The following is a 12,337-nucleotide window of genomic DNA, read 5'->3' on the forward strand; positions in this document are numbered from 1 at the left end:
ACCAATACAGATATGAACGCATATAAAAAACTTCTGTTGGCGTGCATGGCGATAGCCGTTTCACTCCAATCCTGTAAAGAAGAATTCCTGGACTATACGCCGCAGGGTGCTTTGGGAGAAGAGCTGCTGGCTACAAAAGAAGGTGTAAACTCCTTGTTGATAGGTGCTTATGCAGCGCTGGACGGGCAGGGCAACTATGGGTTGAACATCAATGGCGGCACGGCCTGGGCAGTGGGCCCCGACAACGCCATTTATGGCAGCGGTTATGGAGGCGAGTCGCATGCTATGCCGCTTTCTACCAGTGTGGAGCCGATCAATGAATTCCTGAACGAACGATGGAAAGCCTCCTATGCCGGCGTGAGCCGTTGTAATGCGGTGTTGCGTGTCGCGGCGAAAACGACAGGGCTGACAGACGCTGAGCTTCAAAACGTCATCGGGCAGGCCCGTTTTCTGAGAGGCCATTATTATTTTGAACTAAAACGCATGTACAACATGGTTCCCTGGATCGACGAAACTACCACGGATTTCAAACAGCCTAATGACAAGGACATCTGGTCCAGGATTGAAGAGGACTTCCAGTTCGCGATTGATCACGTATCGGAAACCCAGCCTGAGGCTGGCAGGGCCAATAAGACAGCCGCACGGGCCTATCTGGGCAAAGTTTATTTGTATCAGAAAAAATACGCGGAGGCAAAAACAAATTTTGACCTCGTGATCACCGGCGGAATCACAAGCCGGGGCGCAAAAGTGGGCCTGAACCCGCAATTTGAAGACAACCAACGACCAGAGAAAGAACTGGATAGCCCGGAAGCCCTTTTTTCTATTGATATGTCGGCCAATGTGGGCAATGGTACGATTGCCACGGCGAATCAGGGAAGCATGCTGAACTTTCCGATCAATAGTCCGTTCGGCTGCTGCGGAAACTTTTTGCCTTCGGTAGATCTGGTCAATTCGTTCCGTACGAACCCGGCCACCGGGCTCCCTTATCTGGATGATTACAACAAGTACGAAATCAAAAATGATATCGGCATGCTTTCCAGTCAGCCGTTTACGCCTGACGCCGGAACTGTAGACCCGCGCCTGGACTGGACGGCGGGGAGAAGAGGTATCCCTTTCAAAGACTGGGGATTGATGCCGGGCAACAACTGGATCCGCAATTCTGTGGCTACAGGGCCTTATGTGAACCTGAAAAATATCTATTGGAACGCAACCAAAAGTCTTTATTACGACGGGACGGCCTGGGCGCCCGGCTCCGCCATCAATTACAATGTGATCAGTTTTGCGGATGTGCTTTTGCTGGCATCGGAGGCCGAGGCGCAACTGGGCAACCTGGATATGGCACAAACTTACGTGAACCGAGTAAGGGCAAGGGCGGCCAATCCACAAGGGTTTTTATATAAATACAAAGACGATACAAAACCTGAACTCGGCTTTTCGGCAATGCCTGCGGCGAACTACCTGATCTCCGAATACCCAGCCGGGAGTTTCAAATCCGGGGGCAGAGATTTCGCGCTGAAGGCGATTTATTTCGAAAGAAAAATAGAGCTTGCCATGCAGGGCCACCGCTTCTTCGACCTGGTGCGCTGGGGATTGGCAAATAGTTTCCTGAATGCTTATTACGCTTATGAAGTCACCAAGGTAACCGAGGTAACAGGAATGAAATTTATTCCCAACAAGAATGAATATTATCCGATCCCGCAGACGCAAATCGACATCAGCACCGTGAACGGCAAACCTACATTGAAGCAAAATCCTGGTTATCAGTAAGAACGTCGGTTTAGATTTAGTTAAATTCTCATAGTAGGTCGGATCAGTTGGTTTCGTGTGAGACCAACTGATTTTTTTGCGTGACGGGTAGCAAGAAGGCAGCTTCGCCTTTGTAAAAGGGATTAATCAACACATCAATGGTGATTGAAAACCTGGAAAATATGAACCGTCGTGCATTTTTGCAGAAAGCAGGCATGGTTGCACTGGCAGGCGCAGGTGTGGATTTCTCAGGTTTGCAGCTGCCTTTTTCCCCACCTATGAAGAAAATAAAGATCGCCCGGGTCAATTCTAATTTTGAGCGTGAGCCGCTAAATCCATATCGTTTCAAAGGCAGTGCGATCACCGATAGCTGGCAGGGTATCGCCATGCTTGAATCGGAATCGGGGACCAGGAAGATAGGCTTGGGCACGCAGGGGGTGCTCTGGTCGGATTCAAAAGTTTTTGCGGCCCATTCCGAAAGCGCCGGAAATGCATTGATGTATGCGATGAGCGAAAGGGCCTTACAAATGCTGAAAGACACAACCTTCACCGATCCTGTTCAGTTACTGGACGACCTTTTGCCGGAGGTACTGGCTTATGGAAAAAAGATAACCGGGAATAGTGATTTGCGTAAAACATTCGCGCTCAATGCGCTGGTATGTGTGGATAACGCAGCCTGGCTGTTATATGCGCAGGAGAACAACATCAAGCAATTTGACGACATGGTCCCGGCTGCCTACAAGCCGGGCTTGTCTTATCGCCACGAGAAAGTCGCCAGTATCCCGTCTTTCAGCGTCGGTACCAGTGCAGAAAGGATTAAGCAGGCTGCAGATGGGGGTTACTTTATTTTAAAACTGAAAACCGGGGCCGCAGGGACACAGCAGGAAATGATCGAGAAGGACATTGCTTTTTTGACGTCGCTGCACAAAACCATCGGGCATTACGAAACGCCCTACACCCAAAGCGGAAAGATTCCTTATTACTTTGATATGAATGGCAGGTATGAGAAAAAGGAAACGCTGCTGCGTTTTCTCGACCATGCTAAAAAAATAGGTGCGTTTGATCAGATAGCGGTCATTGAGGAACCCTTTGAAGAAAATAACGAGGCTTATGTGGGGGATGTGGGCGTAAGGGTGGCGGCAGACGAAAGTGCACACACAGTAGAGGACGCAGCGCACCGGATTGAGCTGGGCTACTCCGCGATCGCCGTGAAAGCCATTGCAAAAACGCTGAGCATGACCATGAAAATTACGCAGCTGGCTTACGAGAAACAAGTCCCCTGTTTTTGTGCCGACCTGACTGTCAACCCGATACTGGTGGATTGGAATAAAAATGTGGCAGCCCGCTTGCAGCCATTCCCCGGAATGTCTGTGGGGTTGCAGGAAACAAACGGGCATCAGTATTACAAAAACTGGGACAAGCTCATGACCTACCACCCAATGGCAAACGGCAGCTGGGTAAAAACGCAAAAGGGGGTCTATCAGACAGATCAATCTTTTTATAAAGAAAGCGGAGGGATATTTGCTCCCTCCGCCCATTATGAAGCTTTTTTCAAAAGCTGACGCCCGGTTAAATCTGTTTCAGCGTCTTGAAAATCTCCGCATGAGGCTGTTCGCCTTCGAAGGTTTTGACCAGTTTGCCGCTTTTGTCATAAATCGCGATGTACGGGAAGGAACGGATCTGGTAATATTTCTGGACCACATAAGATGTTCCTTCCGTCCCGACCTTGAAGTTGGAGTAAGAATTTAACCCGTACTGGGTCACAAATGGTTTCAGCATGTCCATCGCTTGAAAAGTGACCATCACCACCTGTTTATTGGCTACTACGCTGTAATTTTTGACAAGGTCTTTAGTAAAATCCTGGCAGTGTTCGCAGTCAGGCGAAAAGTAAATCAGCACTACCGGTCCCGCGGCGAGCTGTGAATAGTTGTATTGCTGTCCGTTCGTGAGCCTCATCGAAAACGGGGCTATTTTTTTCGCGGCGGCGGCTCCCTGAGAATAGCAATTAAAAATTGCGGTAACCAATAAAAGAACAATTGATAATCTACGGACCATATCTTGAAGTATCTGAAATTAAATATTGCAAGATATTATCTTTTGAAATGCTAGCCTCCGACTTTCTCCAAAATGTTCTGCAATTGCCGCGTATGTCTTGTTGAATGGCTGATGATAAATTTGAGCCATTCCCAGCGGGTCAGCGTGCCGAGTTGCGGCAAAGGAAAATTCAGGCATGTCGGTGTTAGATCTTCTGTCGCCGCGATTTTTGCTATTTCTTCCCGTTTTGCTTTAAACCTGCTGAGCAGATCGGCCTTTTCGTGAGGGCCCTCAGAAGGGATGATAAATTGGGGCGATTTCAGTTTGGTCTTAAAATTCAGGAAGATACCCTCGATAATAAGCACTTTTTCATCAGCCCGGCGGTCAGTTGGCGTTGTTTCACCCAGTAATACGTGCGGCAGGCCGTTTTCAGATTTCAGGACGTGCTCGACGACCTGTCCGGCGGTCCAGCTTCCATTGAAAGGAATGGTATTGATTTGGCTAGAATCAAACGACTGGATTGCGGTCAGGAAATCAGCAGTGGTGCGCTCGAGTTGGCTCAGCAGTTCTGAGGTTTCCATCATTTTTAGTTTGGTTGACGAAGTGACTTATTTTTCAAGGATATTTTTTAAAGTCGACAGGCTGGTCTCCAGGTCGCTTCCCAGGATTTTCTCGATGAATAAATTGGAAATGTTCATAGGGTACTTACTTCTTCCAGCCATTTGCCAATGCACTCTGGTCTGGTCAGGCCCATGCGTTTCCGTGGCGATTTCGGCAAGGCCAGTACCTTCAAACGGTTTGATAAAGCGGATTTCGATGTTTACTTTTTGACCTTCTGTGATACTCGTAATTTCCTGTTCCCCTTTTCCTACATTTTTATTCTTGCTGTCCCAGGCGTAAGTAAAGCCGACCGTCCCGTCCGTCCCTTTATATTGTTTGGACGCACCAGGGTCAGCCATGACCCATTTGTTAAACTGATCCTGGTTTTTCAGATACCTTACGTAGTCAAAAACAGCTTGATTTGGCCTGCTGATGACAATTTCCCTCTTGATGAAATAGTTCTTTTTTACGAAAAGTGCGACCAGAAGGAGCAGAACAATGAGTCCAGCGATGACAAAAAGAATGATTTTGACGATTAACATGGTTTCGATACGATTAACTGGCCATTGGTAAGAAGTGACAAACCTAGCACCTTTTGTTTCAAAAAAAGGGGTGCAAACATGTCAAAAAAAGGGCTGAACGCGACAAAAAATACCCTGGTTCGTGCAAGGTATTTTTAGGCTCTTCCGGGCAACTGAGAAGCAGGCTCGCGGACTGGGCTCTCCTTTTTATGATAGTAAAAATAAGAAGCTGCAATTAACGCAAGGCCTACGATCAGCCCGCCCCACATTTGCACGCCGTCCCCGAAAGCGATGTGCGAATACAATGCGCCGAACACATCATAGGTAAGCCCGGCATAGGCCCATTCTTTGATTCTTGGATAGCCCGGCACCAGGATTGCGATGATACCGAGCAATTTCATGATACCCAGAAATGGCACCAGGTAGGTAGGATAGCCGATCCGTGTAATATGTTCTATCGCCTCGGGAGCCGACATAGCGTCGAACACAGAACCAATTCCAAGCATGGCGGCGAGCAGGCCTGTGAGGATCCAGTAAATAATATTGGTTTTTTTCATTTTAAGTATGGAGGTAAGTTGAACAAAGAACTGGGATAAATTGCCGGTAAATCATATACGTCTGCCAATGATTCAAATAGTTAGCCACGATGTTGATAGATGCCAAAAACATTGCCCGCAGGATCACTGAATTTGGCCGTGATCTCGGGAAAGTCAGCACCGACAGGCGTTACAATTTTGCCGCCACTCGCCTGGATCAAATCCAATGTTTCTTCTGCATTATCGACCATCATATGGATCGAAATGGAAGGACTCGGGTCTGGAATTACATGGGTAACCCATGTTCCGCTTACCTGCCCCACACCGTCGTCGAATGCAATGGACCCTTGACCGTCGGTCCTGACATGCCATTTAAAAACTCGTTCAAAAAAGGCGGCCGATACCGCAATATCCAGGGCCGGAATTACGAGGTAGCAGATTTTGCCATGTCCGAAAGTGGGTTGCCGGGCTTCGGTTCCGTTTGCCGGGGAATTTTCCATTTTATCGCTTTTGGGTTGAAGTTCCGGAAGTATATTTCATTTCTGCCAGGGCATTTTCCAAGGTGTCCAATCTCTTACTCCAAAGGTTTTTGTACGGCCGATCTAACCTGCACTTGTGTCAGCTTTTCGAGTTTCAGGTTCATTTTTTCTACTCGTAGGGTATTGGCAGGTAACGGGTTAAAAATGACTCATCATGCATCACTTCGGCGTGGTAACCAAGATCCCCGACCAGCCTGATGAGGCTGCTTGCGCAAATTTCCCGCGCTGGGGATTTCACACGCAGCACCTTATCGCAATCTTCAAGATCAAAGGTTGCGGTATAGTCATGAAAACTTTTCTCGATCAGCTCAATGATCATTTTTGCCTGATTTTGTCTGGTAATATTGGTTTTGAAGACTTCTACCATAGCCCGACACATTTTAAGATTTTACCAAAGCCATTTCCATCCATTGTGTCCATTCTTTGCCGACTTGGTGTTCCCAATTTCCAGCCAGCCTTTTGTTGCCGGCGCTGAATTGTCCCGAGAAACGCATCCATGCTGAAAGATTCAGCCAGTTATCTCCGTCAAAACCACCATGCATGATACCTGATTCGCCTTTGTCGTCGAAATGCTGCATCGGGTAAGTATCGCTTAGCGGATCGTAGCCAATCACTTCGATACTTTGTTTTCTTTCATTTCCCATCATCACATCCACCTGATGAAAAAGAAAGAAACCACCGGGTAACCATTCGTACGTATCGGTGCCATGAAAATGAATAGCGGGCTGATCCGGTCCAGCTGTGAGCGTGCCGGAAGTATGCCATTTCCCGACAAATACATCGAGCCGCCTGAGTTCTATTCCCGGAACGAGATGCTTAGTTTGATTTTTCATAATCTGGGTATTGGAAGATCAGTATCAAAAATGGATCTCATCCGATCATTTCCAACCATACAAACTAAACTGGATCGGATCAAAAAAAGAGATGTGATTTGCGACATTCTCAGGGGGGGATTGTGACAATTGCACGGCGCTTATGGCTCTATGCGGTTTGGAGAGCATATTACGCTCGACCGTAGTTTGAAGCAGCACTATCTTCGAGAACACAAAGGTGCCTTGGCGTACTTGGTTCGCTGCAATGTATCTCTGCATCGCTCACAAAAAGGGAATCTCTTCTTTTCAGTTGAGCCGTGACCTTAACCTTTACCCAGAAAACTGCTTGGTTTGTACTGCACCGCATCCTTGAAATGCTGACAGATAACGCACCCGAACATCTTGAAGGAACTGTTGAAGTTGATGAAACCTACGAATGCGGAAAGAATAAAAACCGCCACGCCAACAAGAAAATTAAACAAGGGGAGGAAGACAAGACATCTGTACTAGGACTTTTGGAACGCGGAGGTATACGTATCTACATACGTTGTCAAGGAAACTACGGCAGAGGTTTTACATTCGATTATGCAGAGCAGACTGAAAAAATCGTCACCACTTTGATCATGGACGGTTAAAATCATATCATGGCCTAGGTAAGGAATACCTTCACTTATTATTAACCACTCGGACGGCGTATATATTATTGGACAGTTCCATACTAACAACAGCGAGAACTTCCGGAGTCTTTTGAAAAAGGGGAATCATTCGTATCTATCACGGTGTTAGCCCAAAGCATCTACACAGATATTGCAATGAATTTGGTTTTCGTTACAATAGCAGAAAAATCAAAGACACCATTCGCTTTGAATTATCCGTAGGACGTGCGGAGGGAAAACGTCTTAGATAATGTTGACGTTATAGAAATGTGACCTATGGCAAAAGAAAAAGAGTCAAAGAAAAGGGCAGAAAAGTACGAAACGAAGGTGGCCGTGAAAGGCGCATGCGAAGATATGGTTTCCGCTGCGATTAAGCCGAAAAAGAAAGAGGAGAACAAAGACAAATGATTGACCTGTAAATCGGCCGTTTGCTCATTTTTTTGCCATGTCTGATCGGATATAATAGCTATCAAATAAAAAAATTGTGTACGGCTATACGTTTATAAGAGAAATTGAGGATTTTAAGATAGATGACTATATGCCTTATATGGGGTGGATATATAGTTTACCATCATTTATAAAAATTTATAGCAAAGCGGGAGGCGACAATTATTTCCTGCATGATGAAACCATAGATAAACTCTATGAATTTACATATGACAGTAATACTTACATAAAAGAATCTTATGAGTTCCAAAATGCAGTTAACGCGTACTTTTTGCGTTACCCGAGAAATGCAGATAGATAAAACCAAATTACCCACACCCCGGTACTGGCCGTACCCTGAGAGACTCAAACTAGCTGCGAGAACTATTAGGGAGTTGCGACATGCTCTTTAAATTAAAGATGTTTACCCCGACCATTAGAAGGTCTAAGCGTATTGACGCTAAGGGATTTTCATCTTCTGCGAAAAAGTCCACATTTAGGGCAGTCGCCCGTTGTTAACTTTTTGCCCCAAGTTGTATAAGTTGCAGCACTAAGGTTAACGGCCGTCAACTGGTCGTAGCTTCAAACTACGACAATGCGCTCCGCGGTCCGCGGAGCGCACAAGGGACAATCTTTCCAAACAAACAATCAAATTTTGAGCTGAACTTATCTGGTCATTTCCGACACGGTAACTACGCGCTAAAAACGCCTTCCCGATACTTGCCGTGTCAGTTTAGCATAAGTGGCTGCCCTTTTCTTTGCATCTATTTTACAGATCGTATGAATTGTCAGGATTGGGTTCTTTTAATTCGCGGATATAGCTGCAAAACACGTCAAAATCAACAGGAAGAATATGGCTATGGTCGGGAAAGGTGTGGCCGAAAAGGCCGGCATGCAGGGGAATTGGGAGTCTGGGCGCAGCCCCAATTTCTGCTGTTTTCAAGTCAATCACCTTCAAGAACGTCCGGTTTACGTTGATGCTGAAATCCGACCAGCCAAAATGGTAGGCAGACCCGCACTTGTTGCATGTCCATAAGCTATTGTTAACTTCCTCGCCGGTCATTGGAGCTGCCGTGAAATGTTTGCCGGCTATGCTGATAAACCCTTCTGTTTCACTTGCATAAAAGGATTTGCGGTAATCGACACAATCAATGGAGACGATTTGCCTGAACCTGGGAAAGGCACATGGGCAAGCCATTGAATTGTAAAAATCGATTGTTTCTTCCAGATATCTCCAGACCATATCCGTTTTCACCTGCATCATTTTAACATATTCAGCCTGGCTGGTTTGTGTCCTGGAGGAAGAGGTAAATAGTTTTTGAAAGAATTTCATAAGTGTCTTTGGTGTAGAGTAGAGAAGGCGAAGTAAGGCACTTCCCAGAAGTTGCAAAGACCAAATTATCCTCCGGTCATTTAATTACCCCACGCGGTAACGACCAGCCTTCGGGGCCCGCCGTGATCACGATGTTCGCAGAGATAAATACCCTGCCAGGTACCCAGGGCAAGGCGTCCGTTTGAGACAGGAATTAAAACCGAGCTGCCCAGCAATGCAGCTTTCAGGTGAGCCGGCATGTCGTCCGCACCTTCGTAGTCGTGCCGATAGTCGGGGTCATTTTCAGGAACGGATTTGTTGAAATACATTTCAAAGTCCATTCTCACGGTGGGGTCCGCATTCTCATTGATGGTCAGGGACGCGGAGGTATGCTGAATGAAGACCTGGCACAAGCCTGTTTGTATCCCTGAAAGCTGCGGTAATGCAGAAACGATTTCACCCGTCACCAGATGAAACCCTCTTCGTCTTTCTCTTAGCTGGATCGTTTGCTGGAATAATTTCATTCAGCAAAAGTACCAATACTACATGTATTTCATCGCCGGATAGTCCAGAAGTCTCCTCCAAAGCGCAATTTGTCCAATGACATTGGCTTCTCGGTACATAGAAAAGCTGATCAGGTCGTAAACAGACATCGTCATTCCAGGGCCCATTGAAATTTGTTTGTCCAGGTGCTCGTCGGATATTGTCAGAATTGCCGTCTTCAGGAGGGGAGTGATCCTTTCCCAATCTTTCCGGAAAACTTCCAAAGAAGGATAGGTCGCGCCATCCTGGATACCTTTGTTATTTTTGAAAAGATCATGGGCTTGCATGGTTACCTCTATTTCAAGCTGATTGGCCAAGAAAAACCGTTGCGCAACAAGGCTTCCTGTCAACCAGGCTACATGATTAGCCTTGGTATCCAATCGTTTGTGTGCGTCCTCATCAGAAATTCCTTCCAATGCCTTCTTAAAAAAGTCGGTCTGCATGTCGTACAACGTGACGATCGCAAACATTTTGCTGCTATTGGGATTTTCCATTTGTCAAAGATTTAAGTAATGGGACAATATTATTCCTGGATGACAGACAAAATATTTCCTGCCGGATCTGTGAACCATGCGATAACCGGCCCGTTGCTTCTCGATATATTGTCTGCGTCTGTTTTCAACCCCGGCATATCGTAACTTTCGAATTTTACGCCTTTTGCTTTCAAACCGCTCACCGCCTTTTCTATATCCGGTACCTTAAAATTAAGGAGCGTGAAAGTGGCCGGCTCATGGTTTGGCTTTTGGTAGATCGTGACAGTGTAACCACCTGCCAGGTGCAGGCTCAATACCACTCCTTCCATTTCCTCTGTGACCGCCAGACCAAGGATTCCCTCATAGAATTCCCTGGCTTTTTGCAGGTTATCCACCGAAAACCCGCTAAATGCATTTGCTTGTCCGAGCATAAGCTTTGTTGTTTAGTTGTTGATTGCGTTTGGTTTATGATGCGCCGATCTGGTTTCAATGTACATCCAGCAAGTTGCCGCAAAACACACAAGTGTTAGTCAGCGGAGCTGCGAGCGAATTCACCAAAACGACATAAAACGTCTCCATATTTTTCTATTTTGACTTGACAAAGGTAATGTGCCCAAATCGGTTAAAAGGTGGGAGTATGCGACAAATAACGGGTGGGATCGTGCCATTTGAAATCGGCTATACAGGCATCGAATTTGATTGTCGACTGAATTGACCTATTTTTATTTTGGTATATCTTTTAAAATTAAAATTTCATGATTCGTGAGAAACTTGATAGTTTGTCTCTGCATGCTTTTACCAGTCATGCTTTGCTGTGAGAAGGATGCAGAAAAGTCTGACAGACTGATAGAACTGCCGGTGCGGATCGAAAACGGGTTTGGACCTTTCAGCAGTAGTTATGCACTTCTTTCGCAAGAGCAACAGCCTGGAACTCCCAACTTTGCGGCTTGGGGCAATACCTATTTGGCGGTCAAAGGTATTCCGAAGGCGTGGAAGGGCGTAAAGAAGTCTATGATTTGGCTAAACGAAGTGCAGTTTGTGTACCAGAATTACCACGCCGGCAAAATTGACACGGCGTTTTACAATAGTTTGAAAGAAAACTGGACGTGGATATCGGACGAAAAGCTGTTATCCAAAAAACCTCTGAAATGCTTCGTTTACACTTTGCGGGGAATAGATGAGACAGGTAGAGGCTCATTCATGATTGACACAAATAATAACCTGGATTTCAGCGACGAGACTCCATTTTACCCGGATACCGCCTATTTCAAAGCCGACAGGCTGAACAAAGATTCTCTACGGGCATATAAAAATGTTGTTACTGTTCATTACCAGGTTTTGAAAGACGGAAGAGTAGTTGAAGACAGTCTGCCGATCATGATTAAGTTTACACCCGAATATGGTGAAGGAATGGATTATTTTTACAGCATCCCAAGGTATGGCCGCGCCTCGTTATACTGGAAGGGAAAGAAGTACCAAATCGGAATTAACAATTACTTTTCCAGCGCAAACTTTACAGATTCAAGGATTTTTTTACTAGAGGACACAAATGCTGGAAAACGCGCAGATTTCCAGGAAGGAATTAGCAAAAGTGAGTTTCTGGAAATCGGCGGAATTTTGAAGGAGGTGAAATTCAGGAATTTGGGGTACAACCTGAGAAATAATTCAATTCTGCTCAAACACGAAGCTGCAGAAATACAGGAATATTCGTTGCAGAAAGGCTATTTGTTTAAGCCATTTAATGCGAAGGAATTTCTTACCGGCAGACCAATATCAAGCAATGATTTACAGGGAAGATTTCTTTTCATCGATTTTTGGGGTACCTGGTGCAAAGGTTGCGTTGAGCAAATGCCTGAGCTGATTGATATCTATAGCGAAATAAATAAAAGCAAAATCGAGTTTATCGGGATTGCGGCTGACCGCCCCGCCGCTTTGGCAAGATTTCTTAAGAAGACCCAGATAAAGTGGCCCCAAATATTGTCAGACAGCGTAAATAAGCTCGTAGAAACCTACAAAATAGAGGGTTACCCCACCAACATACTTGTTAGCCCTTCTGGCCAGGTGATCGGAAGAAATCTCAGCGGGGAACGGTTAAGAACCAAACTTCAGGAAATCTCAAAAGGCAAAATCATTTAGTTT

The 12,337-nt window shown here is 45.8% G+C and carries 17 protein-coding genes; 6 read left to right on the top strand and 11 right to left on the bottom strand.

Translation table 11 applies throughout. The features are described from left to right. Positions 1-12 precede the first annotated feature (12 nt). Positions 13-1,767: a RagB/SusD family nutrient uptake outer membrane protein gene (locus AC1XUF_RS03870; RefSeq protein ID WP_483340343.1), complete on the top strand. Its 1,755-nt coding sequence runs from the start codon at positions 13-15 to the stop codon at positions 1,765-1,767. Positions 1,768-1,904: 137 nt separating this feature from the next. Next, a complete protein-coding gene (locus AC1XUF_RS03875; RefSeq protein ID WP_483340344.1) occupies positions 1,905-3,308 on the top strand; it encodes an enolase C-terminal domain-like protein in 1,404 nt (467 codons plus the stop codon). 7 nt (positions 3,309-3,315) lie between these two features. Here the strand turns inward: AC1XUF_RS03875 and AC1XUF_RS03880 are convergent, their stop codons facing one another. The 7 genes from AC1XUF_RS03880 to AC1XUF_RS03910 all read right to left on the bottom strand — a co-directional run bounded on the left by AC1XUF_RS03880 (position 3,316) and on the right by AC1XUF_RS03910 (position 6,809). Then, the gene (locus tag AC1XUF_RS03880; protein WP_483340345.1) at positions 3,316-3,801 is read right to left on the bottom strand and encodes a TlpA family protein disulfide reductase; all 486 of its coding nucleotides are present in this window, start codon (positions 3,799-3,801) and stop codon (positions 3,316-3,318) included. A 50-nt stretch (positions 3,802-3,851) separates the two neighbouring features. After that, on the bottom strand, positions 3,852-4,364 hold the full coding sequence (locus AC1XUF_RS03885; protein WP_483340346.1) for a DinB family protein: 513 nt from the start codon (positions 4,362-4,364) through the stop codon (positions 3,852-3,854). Positions 4,365-4,388: 24 nt separating this feature from the next. Next, positions 4,389-4,922, bottom strand: a complete 534-nt coding sequence (locus AC1XUF_RS03890; protein ID WP_483340347.1) for an SRPBCC family protein — start codon at positions 4,920-4,922, stop codon at positions 4,389-4,391. A 134-nt stretch (positions 4,923-5,056) separates the two neighbouring features. Further along, positions 5,057-5,458 carry a DoxX family protein gene (locus AC1XUF_RS03895; RefSeq protein ID WP_483340348.1) on the bottom strand — a complete coding sequence of 134 codons (402 nt, stop codon included), beginning with the start codon at positions 5,456-5,458 and terminating at the stop codon, positions 5,057-5,059. 80 nt (positions 5,459-5,538) lie between these two features. Then, positions 5,539-5,937 (bottom strand): VOC family protein, encoded by a 399-nt coding sequence (locus AC1XUF_RS03900; protein WP_483340349.1) that lies wholly within the window; start codon positions 5,935-5,937, stop codon positions 5,539-5,541. 148 nt (positions 5,938-6,085) lie between these two features. Next, positions 6,086-6,343, bottom strand: a complete 258-nt coding sequence (locus AC1XUF_RS03905; protein WP_483340350.1) for a hypothetical protein — start codon at positions 6,341-6,343, stop codon at positions 6,086-6,088. A 13-nt stretch (positions 6,344-6,356) separates the two neighbouring features. Then, positions 6,357-6,809 carry a DUF1579 family protein gene (locus AC1XUF_RS03910; protein ID WP_483340351.1) on the bottom strand — a complete coding sequence of 151 codons (453 nt, stop codon included), beginning with the start codon at positions 6,807-6,809 and terminating at the stop codon, positions 6,357-6,359. 296 nt (positions 6,810-7,105) lie between these two features. Between AC1XUF_RS03910 and AC1XUF_RS03915 the strand changes: the two genes are divergently transcribed. The 3 genes from AC1XUF_RS03915 to AC1XUF_RS03925 all read left to right on the top strand — a co-directional run bounded on the left by AC1XUF_RS03915 (position 7,106) and on the right by AC1XUF_RS03925 (position 7,852). After that, a complete protein-coding gene (locus AC1XUF_RS03915; protein ID WP_483340352.1) occupies positions 7,106-7,423 on the top strand; it encodes a transposase in 318 nt (105 codons plus the stop codon). Positions 7,424-7,551: 128 nt separating this feature from the next. Next, a complete protein-coding gene (locus AC1XUF_RS03920; protein WP_483340633.1) occupies positions 7,552-7,695 on the top strand; it encodes a hypothetical protein in 144 nt (47 codons plus the stop codon). Between the two features lie 25 nt (positions 7,696-7,720). Further along, positions 7,721-7,852: a hypothetical protein gene (locus tag AC1XUF_RS03925; RefSeq protein ID WP_483340353.1), complete on the top strand. Its 132-nt coding sequence runs from the start codon at positions 7,721-7,723 to the stop codon at positions 7,850-7,852. Between the two features lie 787 nt (positions 7,853-8,639). On the opposite strand, the gene AC1XUF_RS03930 is transcribed toward AC1XUF_RS03925, so the two are convergent. From AC1XUF_RS03930 to AC1XUF_RS03945, 4 genes are all read right to left on the bottom strand, one after another. Beyond that, entirely contained in the window at positions 8,640-9,203 is a 564-nt protein-coding gene (locus tag AC1XUF_RS03930) for a hypothetical protein (protein ID WP_483340354.1), read from the bottom strand. Between the two features lie 80 nt (positions 9,204-9,283). Further along, entirely contained in the window at positions 9,284-9,706 is a 423-nt protein-coding gene (locus tag AC1XUF_RS03935) for a secondary thiamine-phosphate synthase enzyme YjbQ (protein WP_483340355.1), read from the bottom strand. An 18-nt stretch (positions 9,707-9,724) separates the two neighbouring features. Beyond that, positions 9,725-10,219, bottom strand: a complete 495-nt coding sequence (locus tag AC1XUF_RS03940) for a DinB family protein (protein ID WP_483340356.1) — start codon at positions 10,217-10,219, stop codon at positions 9,725-9,727. A gap of 29 nt (positions 10,220-10,248) precedes the next feature. Beyond that, complete coding sequence (locus AC1XUF_RS03945) at positions 10,249-10,629, bottom strand: VOC family protein (protein ID WP_483340357.1); 381 nt, start codon at positions 10,627-10,629, stop codon at positions 10,249-10,251. A 331-nt stretch (positions 10,630-10,960) separates the two neighbouring features. Here AC1XUF_RS03945 and AC1XUF_RS03950 point away from each other — a divergent pair, with 331 nt between their 5' ends. After that, positions 10,961-12,334: a peroxiredoxin family protein gene (locus AC1XUF_RS03950; protein WP_483340358.1), complete on the top strand. Its 1,374-nt coding sequence runs from the start codon at positions 10,961-10,963 to the stop codon at positions 12,332-12,334. Positions 12,335-12,337 lie beyond the last annotated feature (3 nt).

The sequence above is a fragment of the Dyadobacter sp. HNCC25DJ185 genome (genome assembly GCF_056895195.1).

Bases quoted from the DNA above. Each gene is read 5' to 3' on its own strand.
- AC1XUF_RS03905 (WP_483340350.1), bottom strand. From the start codon at position 6,343: ATGGTAGAAGTCTTCAAAACCAATATTACCAGACAAAATCAGGCAAAA.
- AC1XUF_RS03875 (WP_483340344.1), top strand. From the start codon at position 1,905: ATGGTGATTGAAAACCTGGAAAATATGAACCGTCGTGCATTTTTGCAG.
- AC1XUF_RS03945 (WP_483340357.1), bottom strand. From the start codon at position 10,629: ATGCTCGGACAAGCAAATGCATTTAGCGGGTTTTCGGTGGATAACCTG.
- AC1XUF_RS03900 (WP_483340349.1), bottom strand. From the start codon at position 5,937: ATGGAAAATTCCCCGGCAAACGGAACCGAAGCCCGGCAACCCACTTTC.
- AC1XUF_RS03890 (WP_483340347.1), bottom strand. From the start codon at position 4,922: ATGTTAATCGTCAAAATCATTCTTTTTGTCATCGCTGGACTCATTGTT.
- AC1XUF_RS03925 (WP_483340353.1), top strand. From the start codon at position 7,721: ATGGCAAAAGAAAAAGAGTCAAAGAAAAGGGCAGAAAAGTACGAAACG.
- AC1XUF_RS03935 (WP_483340355.1), bottom strand. From the start codon at position 9,706: ATGAAATTATTCCAGCAAACGATCCAGCTAAGAGAAAGACGAAGAGGG.
- AC1XUF_RS03895 (WP_483340348.1), bottom strand. From the start codon at position 5,458: ATGAAAAAAACCAATATTATTTACTGGATCCTCACAGGCCTGCTCGCC.
- AC1XUF_RS03885 (WP_483340346.1), bottom strand. From the start codon at position 4,364: ATGATGGAAACCTCAGAACTGCTGAGCCAACTCGAGCGCACCACTGCT.
- AC1XUF_RS03870 (WP_483340343.1), top strand. From the start codon at position 13: ATGAACGCATATAAAAAACTTCTGTTGGCGTGCATGGCGATAGCCGTT.
- AC1XUF_RS03930 (WP_483340354.1), bottom strand. From the start codon at position 9,203: ATGAAATTCTTTCAAAAACTATTTACCTCTTCCTCCAGGACACAAACC.
- AC1XUF_RS03910 (WP_483340351.1), bottom strand. From the start codon at position 6,809: ATGAAAAATCAAACTAAGCATCTCGTTCCGGGAATAGAACTCAGGCGG.
- AC1XUF_RS03880 (WP_483340345.1), bottom strand. From the start codon at position 3,801: ATGGTCCGTAGATTATCAATTGTTCTTTTATTGGTTACCGCAATTTTT.
- AC1XUF_RS03940 (WP_483340356.1), bottom strand. From the start codon at position 10,219: ATGGAAAATCCCAATAGCAGCAAAATGTTTGCGATCGTCACGTTGTAC.